The sequence below is a fragment of the Vibrio sp. 03_296 genome, assembly GCF_002265885.1.
The window spans coordinates 1-19,637 of the sequence record NZ_NPKW01000161.1; the positions used below are offsets into that span (position 1 = coordinate 1).

A 19,637-nucleotide genomic window follows, 5' to 3' on the forward strand; every position below is an offset into this window, starting at 1 on the left:
GAAGAGACGAACAGGGTCAACAGGTGGACGCCCATTATCTTTACAATAAAGATGAGCGACTTCATCACGAATGAATTCAAAGTCGATAGCATTATCGATTTTGCGCACTAAATGGTCTTTAGGAACTAACTGTTCCATCGTCACCATTTCCAGTTCGTATTGTTGCGGAGTCGGTTCTTGAAGCATATCGGAGTATCCATATTTCGATACCCCTATTAGATCAAAGGTCTAGCTCGAAAGCTAGACCTTTGTCAGCAGTCTGAAATGCCCTGTTCTCACAGGGCATTTTTGTTCTTATTTAGCATCTCTTCTCGCTAGCAAAGAAGACGTCTGCTGATGCTGACAGAATTATAGAGAGATAAAAATCCCAGCCAAACATGCACTCATTAGGTTGGCTAACGTACCCGCTGCAACCGCTTTAAGGCCCATGTTTGCCACGTCACTGCGACGCTCTGGCGCCATCACACCGATAGAGCCCAGTTGAATCGCAATCGAACCAATGTTAGCAAAACCACACAAAGCAAACGTGATGATCACTTGGCTGTGCTCTGACAACAGCGCTTTGTGTTCCACAAAGTCAATGAACGCCACAAACTCATTCATCACAATCTTCTGGCCAATGTAAGAACCCGCTGCGAGCACTTCATTTGAAGGGATACCGATCAACCAAGCCAATGGAGAGAATAGGTAGCCAAAAATCGCTTGCAACGTAACGCCAGTGAAACCAAATAGCTCGCCCAAGTTTTCTAAACCCGTATTCACCATGGCAATAACACTGACAAACGCAATCAGCATAGTACCCACCGCAACAGCCACTTTCATGCCACCCATCGCGCCACTTGCCAAGGCATCAATCACGTTACTTTGGTCAGATTTATCAAGTTCAATGTTGGTGTAGTCGCTTGGCGTCGCACGCTCAGGCACGATGATTTTTGCCATCAACAAGCTGCCCGGTGCCGCCATAAAACTCGCTGCAATCAAATACTTCAGCTCAACACCTAAACCAGCATAGCCACCGAGTACACTACCCGCAACCGATGCCATACCGCCGGCCATCACCGCAAACAATTCTGAACGCGTCATGCTCGAAAGGAAAGGACGAATCAGCAGTGGTGACTCACCTTGGGAAAGGAAGATATTGCCCGTTGCGACAAGAGATTCGGCTTTACTGGTACCCAAGAATTTCTGGATACCGCCACCAATAACTTGAATCACTTTTTGCATGATACCCAAGTAATACAGGGCAGAGATAAGAGCACTAAAGAAGATGATGATAGGAAGAACGCGAACGGCAAAGATGAAACCAGAAGAAGCCAAATCACCAAACAAGAAAGCGATCCCTTCATCGGCAAAACCCAGTAATCCTGAAACCGCATTACTTAGCCCAGCGAGCGCTGCTTGCCCCCAAGGAAAGTAGAGAACCAAAGCCGCGAATCCCACTTGCAGCAGCAACGCTCTAAATACCGTTTTCCAGTTGATTGAACGTCGGCTTTCCGACAACAAAAACGCGCAACCGATCAGTGCTGCGACACCTAATAGACTCAACAAAATATTCATGAGTAACGACCTACTTAAAAATTAAAAATGAAAGAGGAGCTGAAAAACGCAGCAAAAGAAGGAGGGGTATGAAGTGGTGACGATTGGCACCATGACTCACGAATGAAATTGAACGAATAGTTCGACATCTTTTTTACCTTATACAAGCTTTCAAAAGTCAGCTGGTCCGGTCCTTGGGGTCATTCACTCAAATGGCCAAACTATTGGGCAATTTGTTTCCATGTGACGGCTTGTATGGGTAAGGGTTATGAACGATAAACCCTATTTCCCGCTTAAACGGGTCGCTAGTATAGCCAACAAAAAGAGATATTCATCACATTTATTTACGCAAACGTTCAAGCGTCCATAATTTAACCAATGCCGCACATTTCCTGCTCTTATCACTACTCAAAATAGGGATAATGATGAGTTTTGGCCCTTAGATGGACAATAAATACGCAAACGAACCAAAAACACTAATTTATGTAAAGGAAACACTCGCCTTCCAGGCATTTTTAGTTATAATTCGCTTCGGTTTGAAATGAACCGCGCCAAAAAGAAGCTCTGCTTCAACATCCTGTGCCGAGATGGTGAAATTGGTAGACACACTAGCATGAGGTGCTAGCGCCTATGGTGTGAGGGTTCGAGTCCCTCTCTCGGCACCATTCCTTCATAAATATAATCAATGTGATGCAAGGTATTAAGCCAGCTAAAACGAACGCAGATGCGAATCAACTGCTTAGTGAACTTGCTGTTCACGCTTTGTTGCACCTGCAATTCCGTCGCCTTGCTACACCAAGTCTTTATTCTCGCCAAGAAAGTAACGATATCCTGCAAAAGTGGTTAAAACCCAAACTTAAGAGCAATCGCTATAAGTTGATTAAAAAACCGCTTAAAGAGATAACACAACAAGCAAAAGGCGAAGGTGGTGATCTAGAGGCTCTGCTCGAACGTTGTGTGGGTGCGGAATCTGCGCCAGTTCAACCCCATCTCGATAGCTATCTGCTACTTATCAATGAAATTGAGAAGAAGTTAGGTACAACCGTCTTGCTCTCACGAGCAGAAGATGTGGATTTGTCCCACGATGAAAATGGCTGTTTACTGTGCGTATTGACCCAAAACCTCAATGAGCATTTTGGTTCAAACAATGAAATGCGCTCTCCTATCTCAATGCTATTCCGCGGCCCAATGAGCCAACGTGCTCTATTCCTTGGTGCTATCTACGCCAATAATACCTTTACCTATTCTGTGGGTTATCAGGACGAACAATTTGTCCGCATCACACTAGAACTTGCTTAATTGTTCATTTGTAACCTGTTATTCTGATTTTCAAACAACAATAACAAGTTAAAGGATGACCAATGTTCACTCTCGATGTCACTGAAGAAATTAAACTCGCACTCGTTCAAGACACCTTTGCAAAGCTCTATGCTCCGCTTGTAGCCAAACAACAAACGTATCTATCACAATGGCTCGCTTGGCCCTCTTTTTGCCAAACTGAGCAAGATTTTCAACAATTTGTTCAACGCTCTCTTCATGAGTATGCCGACAAAAAATCCGTGACTTGCGCGATTTTTTACCAAGACAACCTAGTGGGCAACATAGGTTTGCATGAAATCAACCACGACCTACAAAGAGCCTGCATTGGTTACTGGCTCTCTGAAGAAGTGCAAGGGAAAGGCATCGTTACCTTGTCGTGCCAAAAAATGTTGGAATACGCCTTTAACACCCTGTCAATGGAGCTCGTGCAACTGAGAGCCGCAAAAGAAAATACCGCCAGTCGTGCTGTTGCTGAGCGTTTAGGCATGAGTCTGGAAGGCATCATTAGCCGGAATGAGAAAGTGCAAGATCGTGTTTTAGATCACGCCGTGTACGCTCTTCGCAAATCCGATTGGCAGGAAAAGTACTCTGAGAAGTAAGCCTTCTTCCAATACCTTTTTTTATCCAGACTCAGAGCCCAATGGATTCTTCAAAAGACTTCTGTCTCTGGTTCCGATATCCTTACGTATTCTTACAAAACTCAATGCCGTCAAAGAGACGGCATTGTTGTTTTTATGACACTATGCGTAGGTATTTTCCGAGAGCTAATTTGCCATGAAGTATCGTCAAACTGGTTTTACATTAATTGAAATGATCGTTGTGCTGGTGCTTATCGCCATCGTCAGTGTAGTTGCAGCGGTACGTTTTTTAGGAATACAGGCAGATGCTCGAAGTCAGAAGGTTCGTGACATGGCTGGTCAAATGAGAACAGCTGTGGATATGGTTTACGCGAAATCCGCCATTCTTGGGGTGGAAAGTAGTTGTAACTATATTCAGAAAGTCGAAGTAGAAAGTTATTACGTCTGCCACGGCTACCCGATTGCCTACATCGACGCTGTACGGCGCTTGTTGAACATCGGCCGCAATGGTGGATTACACATCAATAACAAAGAAATAGATGGCCACCGTGTCGCCGCCATCTCTTTTTATGCGGATAAGTATACCTTCCAAAGCAGTGGCGATTTCTGCCAGATCCTCTATCAGCCAGAAAAACAGCCGCAAATCGTCAGTCTGACCGATGGTTGCTAAAAAGCACACTTTCTACTCAAAAGGTGGATAAAAAGGGGAATTCAACATTCCCCTTTAATGAATCACTGCCTCGCCACCGCTTTGATCAGCACGGAAGTATCCATGCGCCCTAAACCTTCTTGTTGTAACTGAGCGTATTGCTGATCCACTTGTTTTGTTAGCGGCAACTCAAGCCCGACACGCTGAGCTTCTTTTAAGCAAAAACCGAGATCTTTACGCATCCAATCAATGGCAAAGCCGAAATCAAACTTATCTTGCGCCATCGTGGTGGCACGGTTTTCCATTTGCCAAGAGCCTGCCGCACCATGTTTCAGCGTGTCCACCACTTGAGCGACATCCAAACCTGACTTTTGCGCCAATAAAATCGCTTCACTTAGCCCTTGCAAAACCCCGGCGATGCAAATTTGATTCACCATTTTACAGCGCTGACCCTGACCATTTTCACCAAGCAGTGTGGCTTGTTTCGCGTAAGCATCCATGACCGGAGAAACCTGAGCAAAGACAGACTCATCACCGCCACACATGATGGTTAGCACGCCATTTTCCGCACCAGCTTGGCCACCAGATACGGGCGCATCAATAAAGACATTGGAGACTTTCTGACAAGCATCGGCAAGTTCAACGGCCAGTTCTGCAGAAGTGGTGGTGTGGTCAACAAGAATGGCGCCAGGTTCTAAACCGGCAAGCACACCATCTTCTCCATAAACAACACTGCGAACATCGTCATCGTTGCCCACACAAACAAACACAACTTCACAACCTAAAGCGGCTTCACGAGGTGTTTCAAATGCAGCTCCTTGATACTGCTCTGCCCATTTCTGTGCTTTAGCGAAAGTACGGTTGTAGACTCGAGTTTCATAACCCGCTTTGCTTAAATAGCCAGCCATTGGGTAGCCCATGACTCCCAACCCAATAAATGCAACTTTTTTGACGTCCATTCTTTCTCCCCAATGACGTTATGACTCGAATCGCTGCAGGGACCATTTACCTTATCTATGGCCACAAGAGGTAGAAACCCACGCTGAAACGATCTCAGATAGAACCTCATCATAACTGAAAGCCCCCTCACCTTGCTATATCCGCTTTCCGCACAAATACTTGGAAAGAATGAACGCAACACTTCGGGAGGTTCTTGATGAGAAAAGCAACCACATCCAATGGATTGATTCTTATGCTGGCATTCATCAGCGGTTTTAGCATTATGTCCATTGAACTCTTGGGCGGCAAAGTCCTTGCGCCTTACTTTGGCAACAGTATTTACGTGTGGGGCAGCATTATTACTGTTTTTATGGTGGCACTCTCATTGGGCTATTTGCTGGGGGGCAACCTTTCCGCGCGCCATCCTTCTCTAAAACAATTTGCTCGTTTTTACCTCTTCGGAGCCCTATTTCTCTTGCCATTGATTTTTGCTGGCAAGCCGATCATGGACTTCACTTTTCTGTGGATAGAAGATCCGCGCTACGGTTCTTTAGTCGCGGCAATCTTGCTGTTTTTTATTCCTACGGTCATTTTAGGCATGATATCGCCCTATGCGGTGAGGTTGATGGTGAAAAACGAACAGCATAGTGGCCAAATCGCCGGTAGGCTCTATTTTGTCTCAACATTGGGTAGTGCACTGGGTACCCTAGCCACTTCCTTCTACCTTGTGCTGTGGTGGGAGATCAACACGATATTATTAACGCTGACAGCGCTCTTGCTGCTCGCTGGGATATTTACGTACCGGCTGGATACTGCCCCACTCTTCCATGAGGTAGAACTTGATGTCGATTAATCCTATTGCCTGGCTCTTTGCGTTACTGTGCACGTTGCTCTCCCCTTTCTCCATAGGGCAAAGCACTATCATTCATGAACAAAAGTCGCTTTATCAAGATATCGTGGTATTCGAGCACCAAGATTTTCGTTGCCTCTCTTTCACCGCCAAAAAGGGAGAACGAGTCCAAACCTGCGAATACCAAGACCCGCAAGACAAACGTATCTACTTTCCCTATGTGCGAATGACGTTAGCGGGGCTGCTGTTTAACCCGAAGCCTGAGCGAATTCTTATCATTGGTCTCGGAGGCGGCTCGGTCCCCAGTGCGCTTGCAGAGCTTTATCCAGAGTCTCATATGGACATTGTCGAAATCGATCCTGTGGTATCTCAAATCGCAGAACGCTATTTCTATCTTCAACCTAGCCACAACACGCGAGTTCACACGAGTGATGCCCGGGTTTACATTAAACGCGCAGGATTAAAGGGACAAAAGTACGATTTCATTCTGCTGGATGCGTTTAATGGCGAGTACATTCCCGAACACCTCATGACTCGAGAATTTCTGATGGAAACTAAGCAACTACTCAGTAGTCGTGGTGTGTTGGTGGCGAATACATTTTCTACGAGCAAGCTGTACGATCATGAGTCCGTTACGTATCGCTCCGTCTTTGGTGAATTTTACAACTTCAAAATTCCTCAAGAATCGGGCAACCGTGTCATTCTTTCGATGTTAACCCCTTTACCCAATCAGCGGGCACTGCAACAGCAAGCTGAGGCATTAGCCAGTGCACTGCACCCATTTGCCATAGAGATAGAGAACTACCCTTCCTTAATGACATTGGAAGCCGACTGGGACGAACAAGCCAGACTGCTCACCGACCAATTTTCACCCGCTAACTTATTGAAATAAAAACGTTGAATGCGAATCGAGAACGAAGATTGTCGGAACATCACCTGCCAATCTTCGTTCTCCTGTGTCACAATGTCAGTAACAATACTTATCTGGTTAAAGCTGTACTGATGAAATTTAATGCTGCCATTTTCGACATGGATGGACTTCTACTCGACACCGAACGCGTTTGTATGCGCATTTTCAAGCAAGCTTGTGATGTGCAAAATCTGCCTTTCTATCAAGAGACGTATCTTTCTATCATCGGACGCAACTCCGCTGGTATCGACGCAATTTTACGTGCTGCTTATGGCGATGATCTTGATCGCCTACATGCAGAATGGCGTAAGCGTTATAACCAAGTGGTTCTGCATGAAGCTATCCCTGTTAAAGAGGGCGTGATTGCTCTGCTCGAGTGGCTAAAAGCTCACCAGATACCCGCTGCGGTAGCGACCTCAACACAAAAGGATGTCGCACTGGTTAAACTCAAACTGGCAGGGCTTGATCACTACTTTGAATCGATTACTACTGGTTGTGAGGTTACTCACGGCAAACCGGATCCTGAAATCTACCTGCTTGCTGCCAGCCGTTTAAATGTGCCACCAGCTCAGTGTTTGGCTTTTGAGGACTCGAATAATGGTGTTCGCGCCGCTGTGGCGGCCAACATGATGACCTATCAGATTCCCGATTTGGTAGAGCCATGTGAGGAAGTCATTGCTTTTGGCCACCGTATTTGTCCTTCGCTAGCTGAAGTACTGAAAGAGCTGCAAACAGACTAAATTTGGCGAATACCATCAACACCGCTAAAACGGGGTTAAGGATCACAATGAAGTAAGGGGCTTTCGCCCCTTACTTTGTTTAACGTTATGGAAACTAAATATTTTGTTTCTCTTGATCGCTTAAGAGCGTGTCCATCTCTTTCACCGTAGCAAGGAAACTGGCCATTTCTTTCTTTGGCACCGAACTGGCCATCGGTATCTTCGCTTTCATCGCATCAACCGGGCGGTTGTGCTCCAACAGTTCATAATGAAGATGGGGCCCTGTAACACGACCTGTTTTACCACTAAGGCCAATACGTTGACCACGTGACACCTTCTGCCCTTTCGTCACCAACACTTTGCTTAGGTGAAGATAACGGGTTTTGTACTTACTGCCGTGCTCAACCACAATGTAGTTGCCAGCAAACGGGTGGTTTTTACGAACTAAGATGACCGTGCCATCCCCCGTCGACATAACTGGCGTGCCGATCGGCGTAGCGAAGTCGGTACCATTGTGTGGCGCAACACGTCCCGTAACTGGATGTAGGCGGTGTGGATTAAACTGAGAACTTAAACGCCAGTTAGTTGTCACGGGATAACGTTGGAAAGCACGTTGCAAGCTTTGCCCTTTCGCATCATAGAACTGTCCATCGCTGTGCAAATACGCCGTGACCTCACGACCACGGTTAAAGATCTTAATCGCTTCGATTTGACGTTTACCACTTTCTACACCATCGATAAATTGATTACGGCGAACGATCTCAAAACTGTCTCCGGCACGTAAATCACGAGAGAAATTGATTTTTTCGCGTAATAACGACACGATTTGATCGATTTCGATGCTGTTTAACCCTAAGCGATAGGCTGAGCTAGAAAAGCTCCCTTCAATGGTGCCAATAAGAGGCTGTTGTCGCCACTCACCAGGTAAATTCACTTGTTCGAAACTAAAGCTGCCATCGCTATTTCTTGTAAACACCGCTTTATCGGCAATACTTAGCACGAGCTCCATTTTTTCCAGCGCACCCGTTTCTTCGTTTTGCCAGAAACGCAGCGTATTGCCAGGGCGCAACGTATCGAGGACAAGATAATCCAAGTCCGTTTCCATTACCTTCATCATTTCTTGGTAGCCAAATCCCAATTGGGTGAAGATGGTACTTAGGTTGTCACCAGATTGAATTTGGTACTCGAAGCTCGGTGGAAGTTGCCATCCCTCTAAGGCGTTGGCAGAGAGAGCATCATTTAGGGCTTGGTTGTCACTAAGATTCAGTTCAATAGTGCGAGTTAACGTCGGCTGATGCAGCGACGATGAGACGCCAATAATAGCAACCAGCGGTAGCGACAATAATAGCCATTTTTTACCACTGGTTAATTGAGAAAAACGTCTGTTGATTACTTGGGAAGACACGGTTTTACTATCTCCTGCGGAACAGGCTTTCAAGCTTATGCATTTCTCGCAGAGAAATCACCAAATAATTGCCTTTTTTAGTACAAAAACTGCCTCAAAAATGATTATTTATTTAGCTTGAGTTTGTCGCCTTGTCGTAAAAATTCCTGAACCACAATCTCAAGTGGCTGTTCCGAAAAGGATTGATTCGCAGAATGCTGTTGATAAGAAAGCAAAATGGATGAGTTTTCAGTTTTAGTCAGTTTATCCAGTCGAATGCGATCACCAAGAAATTGCGCGTCTGTCATCACCACTCTGCGGGGTATAGGATCGTATTTAAACAAACCCAAGTAGTAAAAGTGTCCGCTTCCTTGATTGCTGATCGCCAGTGGAGCAACAAACCAAGAAGCTTTGTCTGCCTCGATCTCACGCCAATATTGTGCAAAAACCGTCACCGAACCACGCTCTGCCCCGGAATCGTATTCACCAACCACGAGCGCATTCTCTGCATCAAAATCCGTCATCAGAGCAAAAGCTTTACTTTCTGGCACAAGCACCGTTAGCGGATTAGCGGTTTTAATACCCGTCAATCTTTCAACGATGGCATCCGCAGCGATCTGCTGTGATGGAAATTTGGCCAAAATCTCCTCATCTGATAGCGTGAATCGATAGATTCCGGCAGTCATCACAACCGCTAACATCACAATCGGAATCAGCAAAATAAGTGGGATCGGCAAAATACGCTTTTTCATCTTCATCGGACTCATGGTTTAGATTGTGCAGACCTTAAATGCGTTTCTTATAATTATCAATAGATGCAAATCTTAGGATAAGAACAATGGCGGACAATAAAGTAAGAACATGTGAATGCCAGTGTGGGTTAGTCAAAGTTCACTGCCGTGGAGAACCTGTCAAAACCTCGATATGCCATTCATTCGAATGTCAAAAACGTTTTGGTAGCTTTTATGGGGTTCATGCTCGGTTTATGACAGAACAGATTCAAGTAGAAGGTGACATCGTCTCCTTTAGCCGATTGGCCAGCAACGGCCATGAAATCAGCTATCATTTTTGCCCGGCTTGCAGTACAACCATGCTCCTTCTCTTTTCTGCCGCGCCAGCCGCTGTTGTGGTTCCAACGGCAAGGTTTCGCGAGCAGTCGTTTTTCAGTGAGCTGGCGGGAACCTATTTTAACCAGAAGCGGCTGACACAGATGACAAATGACAAGTAAAACCGACATCGCCAGTGCGTAATGGCAATTTTTCGTAACACGAAAACTTCCGCCTTTGTTGAGACTGATCAAACCTAAACAGCTCTTACCACTTTAACTTGAGCGCGTCAGCGCTATAATCTCGACCTAAGCAATAAAGAGATAAAAATTGTGATTTCAAGACTTCCTCGCTGGGTTGAGTTTGGCGCGTTTCTACTTGCACTCCTTGCTGGCTGCGTCAACGCCATCGGTTTAATGGGCTTCCAACATCAAGCCATTTCACACTTGTCCGGTACCGTCACGCTACTGGGCAGTAGTTTCCTCAATGGATCGTCAAGCACCATTCACCTCATGCTCATTGTCGCCAGTTTCTTGATTGGTTCCGCCTTTAGCGGCTTCTTTATTGAAAGCACCGCATTGAAACTCGGACGTCGTTACGGCGTTGCGCTTTGCATTGAAGGCTTTTTGCTTCTGATGTCACTCAGTTTTCTGATTAACGGCAACATTTATGGCCAGTACCTCGCCTCTGCGGCCTGCGGATTGCAAAATGCCATGATCACTACGTTCAGTGGTGCTGTTATACGAACCACCCATATGACTGGTATTATCACTGACTTAGGCATCATGATCGGCGAAAGCCTACGCGGGCAAAAATTCGATAAACGCAAAGCGAAGTTATTTATCTTTATTTTTCTCGGTTTCCTCTTTGGTGGCTCTGCTGGCGCATTGGCCTTTATGCATTTCAACCTTTATGCATTGGCGTTCCCCGCTACGTTTGCCGTTATCATTGCCATTTCCTACTGGACGTTGCTCTATTTCTCCACGCCTAAGCAGGCGTAACCCTCTCCAAAAACCAAAAAACTTGCAACTAAGGTCACATTTCTTTTGACCTAGTTGCAGTCCAATAGCCAGCAAAATCACAAAAAACCAACAAATAAAACATTTACAAAACAAAAGTCGGCTATCATTACCCTATACAAACGTAACATCTGAATAGTTACAGCATTCTAATGAATAGTATTGCAATTAGCTCATTTTGGGGGTAATCTCTCGCCCACTTTGATTAAATACCACTGTTTAGTGAATAACTATTCCTCAGAATGCATAGTATTGACTAGTAGTAACAAGAGAAAAGCATGACCAATAACACTGAAACTGCAGCAGTGCCAAACAACGAGAAGAAAGCGAACTTTTGGAAGTTTTTCATTCCTTCTGTGATTGGCTTACTTCTGTTTATGGCACCCATTACCTATAACGGCGAATTGACTATTCCTGTCGCGGTTATGGCAAAACTGATCCCAGCCATACTGGGGGATCATTTGATCGCGCTCGTCACAACGATTATCGCATTCATGGCGTTTGCCTCTCTTGTCACCAAAATTTTCAAGCCAGCGAAAATTGTTAACAACACCTTCTTAAACGGCTTATTTAACCCAAGTCCACTGTGGTTAGCAGTACGTGTATTTGGTGGTATTGCCGTTGTTATGACGTTTTTCCAAATGGGTCCAAAAGCGATTTGGGAAGAAAACACTGGCGGCCTAGTGCTCACAGGTTTGCTACCGACTCTTTTCGCGGTGTTTATTTTTGCCGGTATGCTCTTACCGCTCTTGCTCAACTTCGGCTTGCTTGAGTTGTTTGGTGCGCTACTGAGTAAAGTGATGCGTCCAGTTTTCAATCTTCCTGGTCGTAGTGCCATTGACTGTATGGCTTCTTGGCTAGGTGATGGCAGCGTCGGCATCCTTCTGACCAGCAAACAGTATGAAAACAAATTTTATACTCAACGCGAAGCTGCGGTTGTCGGTACGACTTTCTCTGCGGTATCCATTACGTTTAGCTTAGTGGTCATTGCACAGGTAAAACTGGAGCATCTTTTCCTACCATTTTACGGCGCCATCTGTTTGGCGGGTGTGGTTGCTGCGATCATCATTCCTCGCTTACCACCACTAAGTCTAAAGAAAGATTGTTACATCGATGGCAGCAAGCCGCACGCTGACCAGAATGCCGTACCAGCAGGTCATACTCCATTTAGTTGGGGGATGGATCTGGCACTGAAACGTGCAGGAGAAGTGAAGTCGGTCAAATCGGTTTTCACAGAAGGCGTACACAACGCAGTTGACATGGTTTTTGGCGTACTACCTGTTGTAATGGGCTTAGGTACCATTGCGCTCATTATTGCTGAATACACCCCTGTCTTTGCCATTCTTGGCCAGCCTTTTATTCCATTTTTGGATCTATTGGGCGTACCTGAAGCTGTAGCAGCCTCTGAAACCATCGTCGTTGGTTTTGCCGATATGTTTATCCCAGCGATTCTCGCGGCTTCTATCGATAATGAAATGACACGCTTTGTCATCGCAGCAATGTCCGTTACTCAGCTGATCTATATGTCTGAAGTCGGTGCACTGCTTCTTGGCAGCAAAATCCCAGTGAACATCGTAGAGCTGTTTATCATCTTTATTCTGCGTACTTTGATCACTTTGCCTATCATTGCCGGCGTTGCACACCTTATTTTCTAAGGCGTCACGAAAACACGAAGCCCCGCGATTGCGGGGCTTTTTGTTGTATCCAAGTCGCGTCCCAATAGAGAAACCCATTACTAGCCATGCTTGTTTCATCGCTGACTAACACGTTACGCTTTGTTTTCGCTCTCTTCGCTTGAACTCCTAGGCAAACGAACATCAATAAAAAACGGCAGCATGAACATAAGAATCACCGTGCTTTGAGTCGCCGCAAAAAGGGCAGTAGAAAGCGTATAAATACACAACAAAAACGGAATAGAATTCTGCCGTCTCGTTTTGAATGCTTTTGCCAAACGCACGAGCACCCCACCAAAAAGCAGTGCAACACCGATAATTCCGTATTCAACAGCAATATCAAGTAGCATGTTGTGGGTATAGACAATCAGCTCTTCGTTACCGACAAAGTATGGCGCAATGTACGAAAGCAACATTTTCGGCCCGACACCAAAATAGAAATGGTCCATAAAAAGAGAAAAACCATTGGCCAAAAGCAACCGCCGCCACAATTCTGAATCCCAACGCGCTTCATGAAGATCGGCGTTATAAATATCATTTTGAGTGAGAAACAGGCTTTCTGCGATCCAGTCCGTACCAAAATAATAGATACCCGCCCACATCGAAATAACCCCAAATGCTGCTGCAAGAGACATCACCACATGGGTCATTTTGGTATTTTCACCTCTGACGAAAAAGTGATCGATAAACAGCACCAACAATACCCCAAGCATCGCTTTTCTTTCACCAGAGAGAACTAAAAGGACAAACGCGATAAACAACAGAATATGACTGTTCTTGATTTGACTTCTAAACAAGTAAAGCATCACCGTCGAGAAACCAAAAAGATACTTTGCATTGTGTAAATGTTTAAAATTCTGAAAGTCGCCAATGACGACGACATGCCACAGCGCCGTATACACTGCCGCATAAAAAGCATAGAGCGCGACCAGAGACAAAAACCGTTTCGATTTAAAGAGATTCAAAAAATGGAGAACGCAGAGAAAGGCAACAATGGAACTCCACTGGATAACCTCCACAATGATATTTTTCATCCCGACATCATTGATGATCCCATTCAATGCAATATAACCAATAAAAATGACGTTTATTCCTGCCACCCTTACTGTCTCCATCGACATTCTACCTTTCAATATGATGAACAGTAAAAAACCAATCGATGCCAAGCCTATCATGTCCGCAATCGTCACTGTCACGCCCGCGATTTGGGTGCGGAGTGACACAAAGTAGAGAATCACCGCAACAGCGTAAAGATGTAACTCAAGTGCGCTTTCATTCTCTTGATATAGCCTCTCCGAAGTATCCATTAATTGCTTCATAGTGCTTTCTTCTTACTCCGAAAAATAAAATCACATACAGGAGCGGAGAATAAATATTGAATGTTCACTCGTTCTATGACTTTTGTTAATACGATCGGAAGCACAACCCCTGCAATCGTCCCCACAACCAAATGAATGAGGGTTGAATCCACATGAATGATTTTGCTCATAATAATACGCGCACCACTGCCCGTTAGAATATGCATGAGGTAGATTTGCATTGAATACAAACCAATCACTTGTAGCCATCCTACCCTCACCTTAGACAGGGTTATAGATAAGCAAATCACTAAGGCAATCGCAATGCTGGCGATGGTTAAAGTCATCACCCCTTTATCGTAATGGCGATAGCCTAAATTGAAGTGGAATAACCATTGCAACACGATAAAAATCAGTAAGCAGGCAAGTAGTGATGTTTGAGGACGGAGCCACTCTTCATTCCGAGACATGTTTTCGGCAAACACAATACCCAAAACAAAATAAACAAGGTTGATGGCAATAAGGTTAAGGAGATAACTCTCAGGAAGCGAACCACGAAACAGATATAACAACACAGAAAGGACAAAAAGAAGTTCAACCTGTCTGCGTTTCACCATAGAGAAATAAACGGCCATTACGCAGAATATGGCGAACAGCACATAAAGAAACCAAAACTGAGCTCTGGGTGCCCAGAGTATTTGAATGAGATCCGAGAAAGACGTCGACCCATTGGTATAATTAGAAAGGCCAACTTCAATGCTCCCTTGAAGCAAAGACCACAGTAAATAAGGGTAAATAAGGGTGTCTATTTTGGCTTTTAATACTCCTGTTCCTCCTCGTTTTCTAAAAGACTCCATGCAGAACAGTCCCGAAAGGAAAAAAAACAAAGGCATATGAAAACTGTAAATTACGCTGTCAACAATGCTATGAATGCTCTCTGGCAAACCAAAGCCTGCGTCGTATATCCCTCGATTAACATGGCCAAATACAACGAGAATAATCCCTATCGCTTTGGCGTAATCAACCCATTCCGTCCTTGTGCTCATCCCATATCCTTTTAACATCACAACCGATCAACATCCTCTTTGCCATTTATCTAGGTTTGAATGCAACATCATGGGCGAACCATATATTTCCTTTTCGCTTCCCATTTAGCTCAGTCGTCTCTGTCTTTTCAACCCTTAACAAGACCAATGTTTCGGTGATATTTCGCTTTCTAATATTCACACTTTAAGTGAGCGGTAGCGTATCAATGAGTATGAATAAGACAAACAGGCAACCCACCCAAACAAGGTTTTTTCCTATAAATAAGACAATTGTTACCGCACTTTAATCATGGCGAATTGAATGAGTGAAGATTATGTTGAAATTTAAATCGTCAGGTTACTCGAAGTGTGTTTCCAAAGTACGCTTTGTTCTGTTTTTTCATCAAACACGCAGATTTTAATATCATTTGTCTCAAGAGCGCCCTTTGCGAGGCTCAAAATGCTTACATTTCAAAAAACGGCTCAGGAGAAAATATTCATATTTAATATCAACAACTTAATAAAAATTACCGTTCATTTTATGCAATAAGCAGTCAAACACATAATAAAGCCACTATTATCGCAGAAATTACACTTTCATGGACAAATCATTGCCTCAGGTTAAAAAAAGTAACAAATTGTACTCATGTTTGAGACCTAAATGTCGATATAACTTCTACAATTAATAAAAATGAAAGAACAGTAATTATAAGCTGAGGGATTTATATGAAATTTAGTCACAAGGTTGTAGCCGCTTCCTCCGTGCTTCTATTGGTGACCATTTCTTTGCTGTCGCTAAAACAAATTTATACCGTGCGTAACACCATCGAAGATCACGTTACTACCAGCCTCAACGAGATGGTAAGTAGTGTCCGCAATACCGTTGTTTCTGAAATGGAAGCGAAGAAAAACCTTGCACAGTCGACAACTGAGGTCATCGAAATTGATCCTTTTGATCGCGACTACGTGAAAACCATCTTGGAAAAACCAAAACTAAAGACCAGTTTTCTTGCTGTGGGTTTTGGCTATGAAGAGAGTGGATTTGTTATCGAAAACGATGATGGCTGGGAAGCCGCCCCAGATTACGATCCTCGTAAACGCCCTTGGTACGTGGATGCCAAATCGCAAAACAAATTGATTGTCACCGCACCTTATGTCGATATTTCCAGTAAAACGGTGATCATTTCGGTGGGTACACCTGTCAAAGAAAACGGTAAGTTTGTCGCGGGGATGTTTTACGACATGCAGTTGACTAACCTGGCACAGTTGGTCAACCAAGTCAGTCTTTTTGATGCGGGATACCTCTTCCTCGTCTCTTCAGACGGTACAACCATCGCTCACCCAGATGCGAAAAATAATGGTGAAGTTTTCTCCAAATATATTCCTGAAGTTAAGCTCAAAGAAGGTGAGCAGCACTTTGAAAGAGAGGGTGTGCGCTATCAAGTCACCTTTACGAAGATCCCAAGTGAAAACTGGTATATCGGTGCGATCATTGATGAAGACATCGCTTTCTCAGCCGTCGCTGACTTACGTGACAGCTCTATCCTTTATTCTGTCATCGCATTGATTCTCAGTATTATCGCTTTAACGGTTGTGATTCGTGTCCTAATGCGTCCGCTCGATGCTCTGAACGCCGCTATTCAGGATATCGCTTCAGGCCAAGGGGATCTGACTCACCGCTTAGATACCAATACCGATGAAGAGTTTTCGACGCTAGCGACAGGCTTCAACACCTTCACCAGTAACCTGCAGAACCAAATCATTCAGTCGAAAGAGATTGGACGTGAGATCATGCACGGTACCGAGCTGACAGCGAAAGGGGCTAAAGGCTCTGCTGAAGCCATGGGGACGCAGTTGCAAGAACTAGAACAACTTGCAACGGCGATGAATGAGATGGCTGTGACAGCGACCGAAGTAGCCAATAACGCACAAGGGGCGGCGGGCGCGGCTCAAGAAGCCGATGACGCGACTCAACAAGGTTCCGTGGTCGTCAACGAATCAACGGAGTCGATTAATCAGCTCTCCGAGCGCATTGATATGGCCGTTGAAGAGGTTCAAGGCCTAGAATCTGCCACCGCCAACATCGAAACCATCTTGAAAGTGATTAACGACATTGCCGATCAAACCAACTTGTTGGCACTGAATGCCGCTATTGAGGCTGCTCGAGCGGGTGAATCTGGTCGTGGCTTTGCGGTGGTTGCGGATGAAGTTCGTACACTGGCACAACGAACTCAAGAGTCTACAACAGAAATTCGTAGCATGATTGAGCAGTTGCAGTCCGGAGCGGCATCCGTTGCAAGCGCCATGAAAGAAAGTAAAGGCAGCGCGGTTGAAGCGGTTGAGCGCGCACGCGAAGCCAATGATTCTCTGCAACGTATCCGCGACGCGATTCAGCGCATCACCGACATGAATATGCAAATTGCCTCTGCGGCAGAAGAACAGAGCTTGGTCGCAGAAGAAATTAACAACAACACTGTCAATATTAAAGACTTGTCGACACAAGTGGCTGGTGAAGCCTCAAATGCCAACCAAGCGATGCAAGTCCAGACGGAAAACGTTAGAAAACTGGACGAAATCTTAAATCGATTCATTGTCTAACCCACACAAAGCGAAGGTATAGCCTTCGCTTTTTTCTTATTTAAAAGTGGCTTAAAACCATCAAATAATTGGATTAACTCCAGTTTCTTAACTATAAAAATATAGATAGTTGGCGACTCAACCATATTCGGGGGGAATTGGGATGAAATTTAGTCATAAAATTGTAGCCGCTTCATCTGCGCTGTTGTTGGTTACCGTATCCTTACTGACAGCCAAGCAGTATTTCACCATGCAAGATGAGCTGACGGAGCAAGTCGAAGCCAGTGTCACGGAAATCGTCGATGGGGTTCGAAATACCGTCGCTGCAGAAATCGATGGCCGCAAAGCCATTGCTGCTTATGCCACGAGCATGATGGAAACCGATCTGTCGCCCAAACATATTTCCGATGTCATTACCCGCCCTATCGTTAAAAACACCTTTTTACTCGCGGGTCTAGGCTTTGAAAAAGATGGGTCAAACATTAACAACGATCCTAGTTGGAACCCTGGGCCGACTTGGGATCCTCGCGTTCGTCCTTGGTACAAGGCTGCCAAAAATGCAGGACAACTCATCATCACCGCTCCCTATGCGGATTCCGCGACCAATGAAATTTTGGTTTCCATCGCCACCCCCGTACGAGACAACGGGACATTTATTGGCGCCATATTCTACGACGTAAGCTTAGCGGGCCTTGCCGAACTCGTGAATCAGGTAAAATTGTTTGATGCGGGTTATGTGTTCATCGTTTCCGAAGATGGCACCACCATCGCGCATCCAGACACTAAGCTCAATGGCAAACCGATGTCTGAATACATGCCGAACGTGCAAATTCGCGAAAACCCGCAGCAAGTCGTACTGGACGGTATTTCTTATACGCTCGATTTTGCGTCGGTACCAGGGGAAAACTGGTATGTGGGCATCGTCCTCGATGAAAGTATTGCTTATCAATCCATCAATGACTTACGCAACAGTTCCATCGTATACACCATCGTTGCCTTGCTCTTAAGTATTGCGATTTTGCTGGTACTGATTCGCACCTTGATGCGCCCTCTTGATGATCTCAATAACGCCATTCAAGACGTGGCATCGGGTGAAGGGGATCTGACCCAACGATTGGACACCAATACAGACAAAGAATTCTCTCAACTGGCAGATGGGTTTAACACCTTCACGGGCACGCTTCAGCAGTTGATCAAACAGTCGAAAGCCATTGGTGAAGAAATTCTTCGTGGTTCTGAAACCACCTCTGGTGGCCTACAAGAATCTGCGGCGGCCATGCAAGAGCAGCTACGTGAACTGGAACAGCTCGCTACCGCAATGCATGAAATGGCCACCACCGCATCCGATGTCGCCTCTAACGCGCAAGGTGCAGCCTCTACAGCGAAAGTTGCGGACGACGCTACCGTTGATGGCACCGATATTGTGAGTGACACGACACAGGCAATAGACGATCTTTCCGTGCGCATTGATCAAGCAGTGGTAGAAGTTCAAGTGCTTGAATCTGCGACAGCGAACATTGAAACCATCTTGAAGGTAATCAACGACATTGCCGATCAAACCAACTTGTTGGCACTGAACGCCGCCATCGAGGCCGCTCGAGCAGGTGAATCTGGCCGAGGATTTGCTGTGGTTGCAGACGAAGTTCGCACGCTCGCTCAGCGCACTCAGCAATCCACTACCGAAATTCGCACCATGATTGAAAAACTGCAAAGCAGCGCAAACTCGGTTGCCAGTGCCATGAATCAAAGCAAAGACACCGCCACCAACGCCGTTGCCCGAGCACAAGAAGCCAACCATGCGCTTGAACGTATTCGTAATGCGATTCAGCAGATCAGTGATATGAACATTCAAATTGCCTCTGCAGCGGAAGAGCAAAGCCTGGTGGCTGAAGAGATCAATAACAACACCGTGAAAATTAAAGACCTCTCTGTTCAAGTCGCGGATTTGGCAGAAAACGCCAACATCGCGATGCAAGTTCAGGTAGAGAATGTTCGAGAGCAGGACGCAATTCTTAATAAATTTATTGTGTAAGTCCGGCTCGAACGGTAATAGAAAAGGCGAAGTGAGACTTCGCCTTTTTTGTTTTCGCTATTTTGTTTCGCTATCTGCCCGT

17 protein-coding genes, 1 tRNA gene and 1 pseudogene are annotated in these 19,637 nt (G+C 45.2%); 12 read left to right on the forward strand and 7 right to left on the reverse strand.

All coding sequences use genetic code 11. The features are described 5' to 3' along the window. Positions 1-186, reverse strand: a pseudogene (locus CIK04_RS22230) (IS5/IS1182 family transposase); the annotation flags it as partial. Positions 187-348: 162 nt separating this feature from the next. Beyond that, positions 349-1,557, reverse strand: a complete 1,209-nt coding sequence (locus tag CIK04_RS22235; RefSeq protein WP_015727633.1) for a NupC/NupG family nucleoside CNT transporter — start codon at positions 1,555-1,557, stop codon at positions 349-351. Between the two features lie 560 nt (positions 1,558-2,117). On the opposite strand from CIK04_RS22235, the gene CIK04_RS22240 reads away from it, so the two are divergent. The 4 genes from CIK04_RS22240 (at position 2,118) to CIK04_RS22255 (ending at position 4,104) form a co-directional block, all read left to right on the forward strand. Then, positions 2,118-2,201, forward strand: a tRNA-Leu gene (locus tag CIK04_RS22240). Positions 2,202-2,226: 25 nt separating this feature from the next. Further along, complete coding sequence (locus tag CIK04_RS22245) at positions 2,227-2,835, forward strand: DUF2913 family protein (RefSeq protein WP_097353456.1); 609 nt, start codon at positions 2,227-2,229, stop codon at positions 2,833-2,835. 62 nt (positions 2,836-2,897) lie between these two features. Then, the gene (locus CIK04_RS22250; protein ID WP_097353457.1) at positions 2,898-3,455 is read left to right on the forward strand and encodes a GNAT family N-acetyltransferase; all 558 of its coding nucleotides are present in this window, start codon (positions 2,898-2,900) and stop codon (positions 3,453-3,455) included. 175 nt (positions 3,456-3,630) lie between these two features. Further along, complete coding sequence (locus CIK04_RS22255) at positions 3,631-4,104, forward strand: type II secretion system protein (RefSeq protein WP_097353458.1); 474 nt, start codon at positions 3,631-3,633, stop codon at positions 4,102-4,104. Between the two features lie 62 nt (positions 4,105-4,166). Here CIK04_RS22255 and CIK04_RS22260 read toward each other — a convergent pair whose 3' ends face one another. Continuing rightward, positions 4,167-5,042, reverse strand: a complete 876-nt coding sequence (locus CIK04_RS22260; RefSeq protein ID WP_097353459.1) for an NAD(P)-dependent oxidoreductase — start codon at positions 5,040-5,042, stop codon at positions 4,167-4,169. Positions 5,043-5,239: 197 nt separating this feature from the next. Between CIK04_RS22260 and CIK04_RS22265 the strand changes: the two genes are divergently transcribed. The 3 genes from CIK04_RS22265 (at position 5,240) to CIK04_RS22275 (ending at position 7,522) form a co-directional block, all read left to right on the forward strand. Beyond that, entirely contained in the window at positions 5,240-5,875 is a 636-nt protein-coding gene (locus CIK04_RS22265) for a fused MFS/spermidine synthase (protein WP_097353460.1), read from the forward strand. Further along, positions 5,865-6,764, forward strand: a complete 900-nt coding sequence (locus tag CIK04_RS22270) for a spermidine synthase (RefSeq protein ID WP_097353461.1) — start codon at positions 5,865-5,867, stop codon at positions 6,762-6,764. Before CIK04_RS22265 ends, CIK04_RS22270 begins: the two co-directional genes overlap by 11 nt. A 110-nt stretch (positions 6,765-6,874) precedes the next feature. Continuing rightward, the gene (locus tag CIK04_RS22275; protein WP_026050751.1) at positions 6,875-7,522 is read left to right on the forward strand and encodes an HAD family phosphatase; all 648 of its coding nucleotides are present in this window, start codon (positions 6,875-6,877) and stop codon (positions 7,520-7,522) included. Between the two features lie 94 nt (positions 7,523-7,616). Here CIK04_RS22275 and CIK04_RS22280 read toward each other — a convergent pair whose 3' ends face one another. Continuing rightward, entirely contained in the window at positions 7,617-8,906 is a 1,290-nt protein-coding gene (locus tag CIK04_RS22280; RefSeq protein WP_017422444.1) for a peptidoglycan DD-metalloendopeptidase family protein, read from the reverse strand. A 104-nt stretch (positions 8,907-9,010) separates the two neighbouring features. Beyond that, positions 9,011-9,637, reverse strand: coding sequence for a hypothetical protein (locus tag CIK04_RS22285; protein ID WP_045628079.1), 627 nt, complete (start codon positions 9,635-9,637; stop codon positions 9,011-9,013). Positions 9,638-9,723: 86 nt separating this feature from the next. Here CIK04_RS22285 and CIK04_RS22290 point away from each other — a divergent pair, with 86 nt between their 5' ends. The 3 genes from CIK04_RS22290 (at position 9,724) to CIK04_RS22300 (ending at position 12,605) form a co-directional block, all read left to right on the forward strand. Continuing rightward, positions 9,724-10,113, forward strand: coding sequence for a GFA family protein (locus CIK04_RS22290; protein WP_072599713.1), 390 nt, complete (start codon positions 9,724-9,726; stop codon positions 10,111-10,113). 150 nt (positions 10,114-10,263) lie between these two features. Then, positions 10,264-10,932, forward strand: coding sequence for a YoaK family protein (locus tag CIK04_RS22295; protein ID WP_011082471.1), 669 nt, complete (start codon positions 10,264-10,266; stop codon positions 10,930-10,932). A 296-nt stretch (positions 10,933-11,228) separates the two neighbouring features. After that, positions 11,229-12,605 carry a YjiH family protein gene (locus CIK04_RS22300; protein ID WP_097353462.1) on the forward strand — a complete coding sequence of 459 codons (1,377 nt, stop codon included), beginning with the start codon at positions 11,229-11,231 and terminating at the stop codon, positions 12,603-12,605. 113 nt (positions 12,606-12,718) lie between these two features. Here CIK04_RS22300 and CIK04_RS22305 read toward each other — a convergent pair whose 3' ends face one another. Continuing rightward, the gene (locus tag CIK04_RS22305; protein ID WP_097353463.1) at positions 12,719-13,942 is read right to left on the reverse strand and encodes an O-antigen ligase; all 1,224 of its coding nucleotides are present in this window, start codon (positions 13,940-13,942) and stop codon (positions 12,719-12,721) included. Then, a complete protein-coding gene (locus tag CIK04_RS22310; RefSeq protein ID WP_097353464.1) occupies positions 13,939-14,967 on the reverse strand; it encodes an acyltransferase family protein in 1,029 nt (342 codons plus the stop codon). The genes CIK04_RS22305 and CIK04_RS22310 overlap by 4 nt, the downstream gene beginning before the upstream one ends. A gap of 705 nt (positions 14,968-15,672) precedes the next feature. On the opposite strand from CIK04_RS22310, the gene CIK04_RS22315 reads away from it, so the two are divergent. Beyond that, positions 15,673-17,544 carry a methyl-accepting chemotaxis protein gene (locus CIK04_RS22315; RefSeq protein WP_097353465.1) on the forward strand — a complete coding sequence of 624 codons (1,872 nt, stop codon included), beginning with the start codon at positions 15,673-15,675 and terminating at the stop codon, positions 17,542-17,544. A 142-nt stretch (positions 17,545-17,686) separates the two neighbouring features. Then, complete coding sequence (locus CIK04_RS22320; protein ID WP_097353466.1) at positions 17,687-19,555, forward strand: methyl-accepting chemotaxis protein; 1,869 nt, start codon at positions 17,687-17,689, stop codon at positions 19,553-19,555. The last annotated feature ends 82 nt before the right edge of the window (positions 19,556-19,637 follow it).

Bases quoted from the DNA above. Each gene is read 5' to 3' on its own strand.
- CIK04_RS22235 (WP_015727633.1), bottom strand. From the start codon at position 1,557: ATGAATATTTTGTTGAGTCTATTAGGTGTCGCAGCACTGATCGGTTGC.
- CIK04_RS22245 (WP_097353456.1), top strand. From the start codon at position 2,227: ATGCAAGGTATTAAGCCAGCTAAAACGAACGCAGATGCGAATCAACTG.
- CIK04_RS22250 (WP_097353457.1), top strand. From the start codon at position 2,898: ATGTTCACTCTCGATGTCACTGAAGAAATTAAACTCGCACTCGTTCAA.
- CIK04_RS22255 (WP_097353458.1), top strand. From the start codon at position 3,631: ATGAAGTATCGTCAAACTGGTTTTACATTAATTGAAATGATCGTTGTG.
- CIK04_RS22260 (WP_097353459.1), bottom strand. From the start codon at position 5,042: ATGGACGTCAAAAAAGTTGCATTTATTGGGTTGGGAGTCATGGGCTAC.
- CIK04_RS22265 (WP_097353460.1), top strand. From the start codon at position 5,240: ATGAGAAAAGCAACCACATCCAATGGATTGATTCTTATGCTGGCATTC.
- CIK04_RS22270 (WP_097353461.1), top strand. From the start codon at position 5,865: ATGTCGATTAATCCTATTGCCTGGCTCTTTGCGTTACTGTGCACGTTG.
- CIK04_RS22275 (WP_026050751.1), top strand. From the start codon at position 6,875: ATGAAATTTAATGCTGCCATTTTCGACATGGATGGACTTCTACTCGAC.
- CIK04_RS22285 (WP_045628079.1), bottom strand. From the start codon at position 9,637: ATGAAAAAGCGTATTTTGCCGATCCCACTTATTTTGCTGATTCCGATT.
- CIK04_RS22290 (WP_072599713.1), top strand. From the start codon at position 9,724: ATGGCGGACAATAAAGTAAGAACATGTGAATGCCAGTGTGGGTTAGTC.
- CIK04_RS22300 (WP_097353462.1), top strand. From the start codon at position 11,229: ATGACCAATAACACTGAAACTGCAGCAGTGCCAAACAACGAGAAGAAA.
- CIK04_RS22305 (WP_097353463.1), bottom strand. From the start codon at position 13,942: ATGAAGCAATTAATGGATACTTCGGAGAGGCTATATCAAGAGAATGAA.
- CIK04_RS22310 (WP_097353464.1), bottom strand. From the start codon at position 14,967: ATGAGCACAAGGACGGAATGGGTTGATTACGCCAAAGCGATAGGGATT.
- CIK04_RS22315 (WP_097353465.1), top strand. From the start codon at position 15,673: ATGAAATTTAGTCACAAGGTTGTAGCCGCTTCCTCCGTGCTTCTATTG.
- CIK04_RS22320 (WP_097353466.1), top strand. From the start codon at position 17,687: ATGAAATTTAGTCATAAAATTGTAGCCGCTTCATCTGCGCTGTTGTTG.